The following is a 6,619-nucleotide window of genomic DNA, read 5'->3' as shown; positions in this document are numbered from 1 at the left end:
GCTCTGGCACGCTTCGGCCGCTTTCGTGGCCGCACGCTGTTTTCCGGCATGACCACCGCGCCGCTGGTAATGCCCGAAGTGATCACCGGCTTGTCGCTGTTGCTGCTGTTCGTGGCCACCGAACAGGCTTTCGGCTGGCCAGCGGGCCGTGGGGTCAGCACCATCACCATCGCGCACATCACCCTGACGCTCTCCTACGTGACCGTGATCGTCCAGTCGCGCCTGGCCACGCTCGATGTCTCGCTGGAAGAGGCGGCCATGGATCTCGGCGCGCGGCCAGCCAGGGTGTTCCTGCTGGTAACGCTGCCGATCATCTCGCCGGCGCTGGTTTCCGGCTGGCTGCTGGCATTCACCATTTCGCTCGACGATCTGGTGATCGCCAGCTTCGTTTCCGGCCCGGGTTCCAGCACCCTGCCAATGGTGATCTTCTCGAAAGTCCGCCTGGGCGTCAGCCCGGACATCAACGCGCTGGCGACGATCATGGTCTCGCTGGTCACCTTCGGGGTGCTGATCGCCGGCCTGGTGATGCTGCACAGGGACCGTGTTCGCCAGCGCGACATGCAGATGGCGGTCGACCCGCAGGTCTGACGACACGACCCGCGCGGCACGGCAAGGTTCACTGACGGCCACCCCTCCACCTGTCGACTAGCCATGGCTCTTGCGGACAAAATCTTCGATTGACTGTGGCAGCGGTGAGCCGCGATACTTTCGCACGCAGCGCCGAATTCTCCTTTCTCTCTCGCCACGTCGATGATCATCCGCGCACTCCTCCTGACCCTCCTGCTCTCAAGCTGCGCCGACAGTAGGCTCGTCGGCTTCGGCCAGGATACGAACTACATGACCTTCGATCACGCCTACACCGACAAGGCCATTGCCGACGTTCGCAGCAGAGCCGAAAAACTCTGTCACCAGCGCGGACAGATCGCGATCAAGACCGAAAGCGTCTGCTCCCTTACCAACTGCGCGACCAACTATCAGTGCACCGACAAGGCAGAGGCCATCGAGGACGGATTGCTGCGCCCCGGAACCTGACGCGAGCCGGCCAACGGTCGGCGCACGACTGCGAATTCCTTGCGCTGACCAGGCAACGCGATAGCCAGTTTGTCACCATGAACGGCGGACTTCTGCGGGCCTTCCCGGAGAGGGCCAGGTCGCCTGTCACGGGGTAACGGGCCCACGCGCCGGCCATGGCCTGGCAGTGCGTCAAACAGCAGTCCCGAGCCCCGGCCAAGGGGTTCCAGCACCCGGCCAAACGCGCGCCTTCCGAATACTGGAACCGACCCTACCGCCTCACTACCCCTCGCTTGGTGCTGAACGCCAACTCACCGTCGTTGTCGAAAAAATAAGGCTGAAAGCTGCTCTTGACGCAGTCGACCACGCCCAGTTGGAGAGCAGGTGCCGGAGACACAGCCCACAACTGTCTCCCCATGCCAAAACTGGGCGTAAATGGAGGAGACAAGCATGAACCAGCCACAGAAAGCAAGAATCGACGAGTTCAAAGCGGACTTCGCAGGCGAAGTGCTTCTTCCCGGCGACGGGGGCTACGACGAGGTGCGCCAGATCTGGAACGCCGTGATCGACCGCCGGCCTGCCCTGATCGCCCGCTGTACATCGCCTGGACAGGTCGTCAAAGCCGTCAACTTTGCGCGCCAGCACGCGTTGCTGGTTTCGATCCGCGGCGGCGGGCACAACATCGCGGGCAACGCGGTCTGCGACGACGGCCTGATGATCGACCTCTCGCTGATGAAAGGCGTCCAGGTAAACGCGAACACGCGCCGGGCGATCGTTGAGCCCGGCTGCACGCTTGCCGACTTCGATGCCGCCACGCAGGCGCACGGCCTGGCGACGCCGTTGGGCATCAACTCGACCACCGGCGTGGCTGGCCTGACGCTTGGCGGCGGCTTCGGCTGGCTGAGCCGGAAATACGGCATGACCATCGACAACCTGCTCTCAGCGGATGTCGTCACCGCGGACGGCAATCAGGTGCACGCCAGCGAAACGGAAAACGATGACCTCTTCTGGGGGCTGCGTGGCGGTGGTGGAAACTTTGGCGTGGTCACCCGCTTCGAGTTCCAGCTCCATGCCGTGGGGCCGGAGGTCCTCAGCGGACTGATCGTCTTCCCCTTCGACCAGGCGAAGTCCGTGCTTACGCAGTTCGCCCGCTTCACCGAGACCATGCCGGACGAGCTCTCCGTGTGGATGGTCACTCGACAGGCGCCGCCGCTGCCGTTCCTTCCCGAAGACGTACACGGGAAGGAGGTCGTCGTCCTCGCGCTGTGCTATGCGGGCGATCCGGCCGAGGGCGCGAAGCTGATCGAGCCCTTGCGCAAGTTCGGCACGGCGCTCGGCGAACATGTCGGTGTGCAGCCCTACAGCGCCTGGCAGCAGGCCTTCGATCCGCTCCTGACGCGGGGCGCTCGCAACTACTGGAAGTCACATAACTTCTCGCAGCTCAGCGATGGCGCGATTGACGCCATCATCGAATACGCCGCCTTGCTGCCTTCGCCGCAGTGCGAGATCTTCATTGGCACGATCGGCGGCCAGACGGCCCGCGTAGCGTCCGAGGCGATGGCCTACTCGAACCGCGATGCCAACTACGTGATGAACGTGCACGGCCGCTGGGAGTCACCCGCCGAGGACCAGCGCTGTATCGCCTGGGCACGCGAATTCTTCGCCAAATCGCAGCCCTTTGCCAGCAGCGGCGCCTACATCAACTTCCTCACCGAGGACGAGACCGACCGCATCGCCTTCGCCTACGGTGCGACCTACAAACGGCTGCTGCAGATCAAGACGAAGCACGATCCGACCAACCTCTTCCGCATGAACCAGAACATCAAGCCGGCCTGAGACGCGTTCAGGCGCCCAGGAAAGTGGGGCAGAGACGTTCGACCTTTCGATGGTGGATTTGGACCCTCGGACGCAATCGAAATGTCTCGGCCCCCTTCTTGCTGAAGTCCTACGCCGGTGTTTCGTTGGCAATGATGGCCAGCAGGTCGGTTACGCCAACATCCACGCCGGCCTGCGAAAGCAGAGTGGTGGCCTGGCCTCGATGATGCGTTTGATGGTTGAAGAAATGCATGACCAGGCTGAAGAACCTCTTGTCTGCGGCCACGCCCCTGGTGTTTGCATAGTGCAGAACGTGATCCAGGTCGTGCTCTGTAATTGTTCGCGTCCATTCCGTGATGATCTGATCGAGCGACGTTCGATACTTCGAGAGATCTCGAACATCGGTATGGAGAAGCTGATCAAGGCTCGCCGGCGTTGGCAGATTTCGTACCGCTTCAAGTGCGGAGTAGTTGGCCGGATGGGTGGCGAAGCGCTTTAGCCAAATCGTGTCGCCAACCACCAGATGGTTAAGTGTCCCGAGAACCGAGCCGAAGAATGCTCTTCTGTTGCGGACAAGCTCTTCGTCGGGCAGGCTCATCGCTGCCGCATACAGCCTGCAATTCATCCATTCGTTGTACTTCGCCATCAGGCGGATGTGGTCGGTACGGCTCACCGCGTTTCTCCCAAGAGGCATAGCGAACGAGGAAGGAATTCGTCCGCGAGAGTTGACGTTGCGATGCTTGGCTGGAGCCAGCTCGAACGCTCGAGAAAGGGATCCCTCTGGCCCCATTCTGCTTGCCATTTCGAAGACAAACCTGATCCTAGTTCACCGTCTGGTTTCTCCAAGGGCTGTATCCTGCAGGCAGTGTATAGGTCATTGCGCTATCGCCATAGTTCGAAACGATAGCCTTGCGCTCCAGGTATGGATCAGCGCTGTCTGCGCTGACTGTAAAGCCCGCATGGTATTCCCGACCCAGTTTCAAGTCGTAGCCAAGATTGCTGCCAGGGTCGCCGTCCACCCATACCCCGTTTCTGCTCATGTACAGTTTCCCGTTATCGAGATCCACAGCGAAGCCATATCGCACCACATCTTTGTCAGCGTGCTTCTTCTGGCGGATGTTGACCAGCATGCCAGTGAAGAGGGTTTTGTTTGCAACGCCAACACTTAGGACGCACGGCTCAATCCTGACCACCTCGCCGTAGTTAACGGCGAACTCGAAGTACCACTTCCCGGAGCTATGAAGCGTGGAAGGCCCCTTTTTATATTCAGCTTCGCTTTGTTTTTCCGCAGCAGGCGATGCAGGCATTGACGGCCTCTGCTGAGGAGGAGTCGTATCTTGCTGAGGCGATAACGTGACCAGCATGGCTTGAAGCTCGTTCGTCCGCTGGCGCGTGTAGCGGGTTACGCAAACCGTCTTGGCATAGTCCTTGAGCAGTGCCTGATACCACCTTTCGCGATTGCTTTCTTTTGTATCGAGCTGACAAGCGGCATCCCTGTCCTTGATCCACCTGCGTTGCGCTTGGCGCAGGTTCGCCTTGTCCCCTTCATTCAGCCGGCCCATCAGCTCCTTGTAGGACGAGTTGATCGTTGCGTCGGAGTCCCGCAAGTCCTTGCCAAGGCATTGCGCAACTTCTTCGCTTGATGTCGGGTCGTCGCAATCGCCCGCATGGGCGCCACCGGCGATTGCTGGCAGCAGCAGCGCAAACAGGCATGGCAGGATGCGAATGTTCATTGTCACCTCCGAAGTAGTTGAGCAGCGTTCATCAAGTTACGGAATAGTTACGAAATCGCCCTGCAATCGATCAAGCCTTGAACAACGGCCGTAGCAATCGCCTTGCGCGTAGCTGGTTTCTGGATGGCAGTTTCCTCGTCACGATTGAGGATCACTCCAGCCTCAAGAAGAAGCGCGGGTGTCCTCGCTGTTCTAAGCACCACAAGGTCGTCAAAAAAATAGACTCCGCTATCCGCATCGGCCCACTCTCGGTTTTCGCCCGGAATGGGCTCGGCGTGGTGGGCGGTGGGCTTGAAACCTGCATTCTTGAGCGCAAAGCCGATCCTGCGCGCGCACTCGAGGCTGCTGCTCGCGTCCGGGTTTTTCCGCGACACAAACAGAGAGAACCCGGAGAAGCGCTCGGTGTGGCGTCGCTCCCGCCCTTCCCACGTCCAGGTTTCGAGATACTTCGACTGTGCGGAGTCATGATGAACCGATAGAAAGAAGCTTGCACCTCGCGCACTGGCCGTCGCGGTTCTTGCTTGGAGATTCGTCATTGTGCCGTCGTCCCCGATCAGCACGGACGAAACATGGCGAGAAGAAAGCGTGTCGTGGATCGTTCGCGAAAGTGCCAGGTTGTATTCGAACTCCGGTATCCCGCGGGCGCTAATGGCACCGGGACGCAAGCTGGAGTGCCCGACATCGACGGCTATCAGGGATGCCCCGCCAGCATGACAACTCATCGCCAGAGCGACAAATCCTACCGCGGCTATGCCATCAACGGTGAGCTTCATGCAACGCAAAGGTGGGGACAAAAAGAGACCAGAGGCATTTGATGTTTCAATAGCGGATTGGGCAGCTCACCAGTGCACGGGTGAGGCTGATAGCTTGACACCGAGGGCATGGAGAAGCTTGAGCATGGTGTCGTAGCGTGGTTTGGCCCCCGGAGTGAGTGCCTTGTAAAGACTTTCGCGACCCAAGCCCGCGTCTTTCGCCAGCTGAGTCATGCCTTTCGCTCGTGCGACGTCTCTTACTGCGGTGAGAAACACATCGGGATTAGGATCTTCAAGTGCTGTAGTTAGATACTCGGCGATGGTTTCTTCGTCATCGAGATAGTCAGCAGCGTCAAAATGGGCGTACTTGGCCATGATTACTCCTTGTCAATGGCTTGCGCCATTTCAATCGCACGCTTGATGTCGCGCCGTTGAGAAGACTTGTTTCCTCCCAGCAAGAGCAGGTAGACCACATCGCCTCGACGAGTGCAGCAAACGCGATAGCCGGGCCCGAAATGAATTCGCATTTCAGAAACGCTGGCGCCGACGGACTCGCAATCGCCAAGGTTGCCATGTTCCGCCGCCCGAATGCGATGGATGATGCGAGCACGGCCGACTTTGTCTTCTAGCGAAGCAAGCCAAGCGTCAAACTCATCTGAACGAAGAAAGCTGTTCATACGGCCCAGTGTATCCGATTAGATACGCCTGTCAACATTGATGACCCCCGCGAATTCAAGGCTGCGTGATATGGCCATCGGGTGAGTGTGCCAGACGCAATTTCGGGCGAAACGCAGATTGATGGTCCGTTGGCGTTGCCCCACCATCGCGACGGATGTTTGCCGAGGGGAGCCGCTACAGCTTCAGCTCGATCGGCGCGAGATCGTCGCCGATCGGCAGCACCCGACCGACGCACGCGGTGCTTCCGTAGCCCAGAGACCGGAGAGCCTCGAGGCACGCGCTAGCCCGCTCCGCCGATACGCTGGCCAGCAAGCCACCGGCGGTTTGCGGATCGAAGAGCAGTGGATAGTTCGGGTGAGCGCTGCCCTCCTCCTGATTGCGCAAGGCGCGGCGCAGGCGAACGTTCGCCGGCTGCAGGGAGCTGAGAATGCCGGCCGCGCTGGTCTCAACGGCACCATCGAGAACCGGCAGGGCCGCCAGATCGATCTCGGCATCGACCCCGGAGGCGCGCGTCATCTCGACCAGGTGGCCGAGCAGGCCGAAGCCGGTGAGATCGGTGCACGCCGTCGCGCCGTGTTCGCGCAGGCACTGCGCGGCGAGCCGATTCGATTGCTCCATCGACGCCAGCGC

At 60.3% G+C, this 6,619-nt stretch carries 9 protein-coding genes; 3 read left to right on the top strand and 6 right to left on the bottom strand.

Annotated elements, in window-relative coordinates; translation table 11 throughout:
* The 3 genes from RUW20_RS01715 to RUW20_RS01705 form a co-directional block, all read left to right on the top strand.
* Positions 1-588, top strand: a 588-nt coding sequence (locus tag RUW20_RS01715; protein WP_313950464.1) for an ABC transporter permease subunit, incomplete at its 5' end; no start/stop codon positions are given.
* A gap of 249 nt (positions 589-837) precedes the next feature.
* A complete protein-coding gene (locus RUW20_RS01710; protein WP_313950463.1) occupies positions 838-1,032 on the top strand; it encodes a hypothetical protein in 195 nt (64 codons plus the stop codon).
* Between the two features lie 429 nt (positions 1,033-1,461).
* Entirely contained in the window at positions 1,462-2,847 is a 1,386-nt protein-coding gene (locus tag RUW20_RS01705) for an FAD-binding oxidoreductase (RefSeq protein WP_313950462.1), read from the top strand.
* Positions 2,848-2,956: 109 nt separating this feature from the next.
* Here RUW20_RS01705 and RUW20_RS01700 read toward each other — a convergent pair whose 3' ends face one another.
* From RUW20_RS01700 to RUW20_RS01675, 6 genes are all read right to left on the bottom strand, one after another.
* Complete coding sequence (locus tag RUW20_RS01700; RefSeq protein ID WP_313950461.1) at positions 2,957-3,499, bottom strand: DinB family protein; 543 nt, start codon at positions 3,497-3,499, stop codon at positions 2,957-2,959.
* A 148-nt stretch (positions 3,500-3,647) separates the two neighbouring features.
* A complete protein-coding gene (locus RUW20_RS01695) occupies positions 3,648-4,559 on the bottom strand; it encodes a lysozyme inhibitor LprI family protein (RefSeq protein WP_313950460.1) in 912 nt (303 codons plus the stop codon).
* Positions 4,560-4,606: 47 nt separating this feature from the next.
* The gene (locus tag RUW20_RS01690) at positions 4,607-5,332 is read right to left on the bottom strand and encodes an N-acetylmuramoyl-L-alanine amidase (RefSeq protein WP_313950459.1); all 726 of its coding nucleotides are present in this window, start codon (positions 5,330-5,332) and stop codon (positions 4,607-4,609) included.
* A 66-nt stretch (positions 5,333-5,398) separates the two neighbouring features.
* The gene (locus tag RUW20_RS01685; RefSeq protein WP_313950458.1) at positions 5,399-5,686 is read right to left on the bottom strand and encodes an addiction module antidote protein; all 288 of its coding nucleotides are present in this window, start codon (positions 5,684-5,686) and stop codon (positions 5,399-5,401) included.
* Between the two features lie 2 nt (positions 5,687-5,688).
* Positions 5,689-5,988, bottom strand: coding sequence for a type II toxin-antitoxin system RelE/ParE family toxin (locus RUW20_RS01680; RefSeq protein ID WP_313950457.1), 300 nt, complete (start codon positions 5,986-5,988; stop codon positions 5,689-5,691).
* Between the two features lie 175 nt (positions 5,989-6,163).
* Positions 6,164-6,619, bottom strand: a 456-nt coding sequence (locus RUW20_RS01675) for an AIR synthase-related protein (protein ID WP_313950456.1), incomplete at its 5' end; no start/stop codon positions are given.

It is taken from the genome of Accumulibacter sp., assembly GCF_032229525.1.
Classification (GTDB): domain Bacteria; phylum Pseudomonadota; class Gammaproteobacteria; order Burkholderiales; family Rhodocyclaceae; genus Accumulibacter.
Note: the sequence above shows the minus strand (reverse complement) of the source record. Positions and strands in the feature narration are given on the sequence as shown.

Coding starts and splice junctions, on each gene's coding strand:
- RUW20_RS01685 (WP_313950458.1), bottom strand. CDS start 5,686: ATGGCCAAGTACGCCCATTTTGACGCTGCTGACTATCTCGATGACGAA.
- RUW20_RS01705 (WP_313950462.1), top strand. CDS start 1,462: ATGAACCAGCCACAGAAAGCAAGAATCGACGAGTTCAAAGCGGACTTC.
- RUW20_RS01680 (WP_313950457.1), bottom strand. CDS start 5,988: ATGAACAGCTTTCTTCGTTCAGATGAGTTTGACGCTTGGCTTGCTTCG.
- RUW20_RS01695 (WP_313950460.1), bottom strand. CDS start 4,559: ATGAACATTCGCATCCTGCCATGCCTGTTTGCGCTGCTGCTGCCAGCA.
- RUW20_RS01690 (WP_313950459.1), bottom strand. CDS start 5,332: ATGAAGCTCACCGTTGATGGCATAGCCGCGGTAGGATTTGTCGCTCTG.
- RUW20_RS01710 (WP_313950463.1), top strand. CDS start 838: ATGACCTTCGATCACGCCTACACCGACAAGGCCATTGCCGACGTTCGC.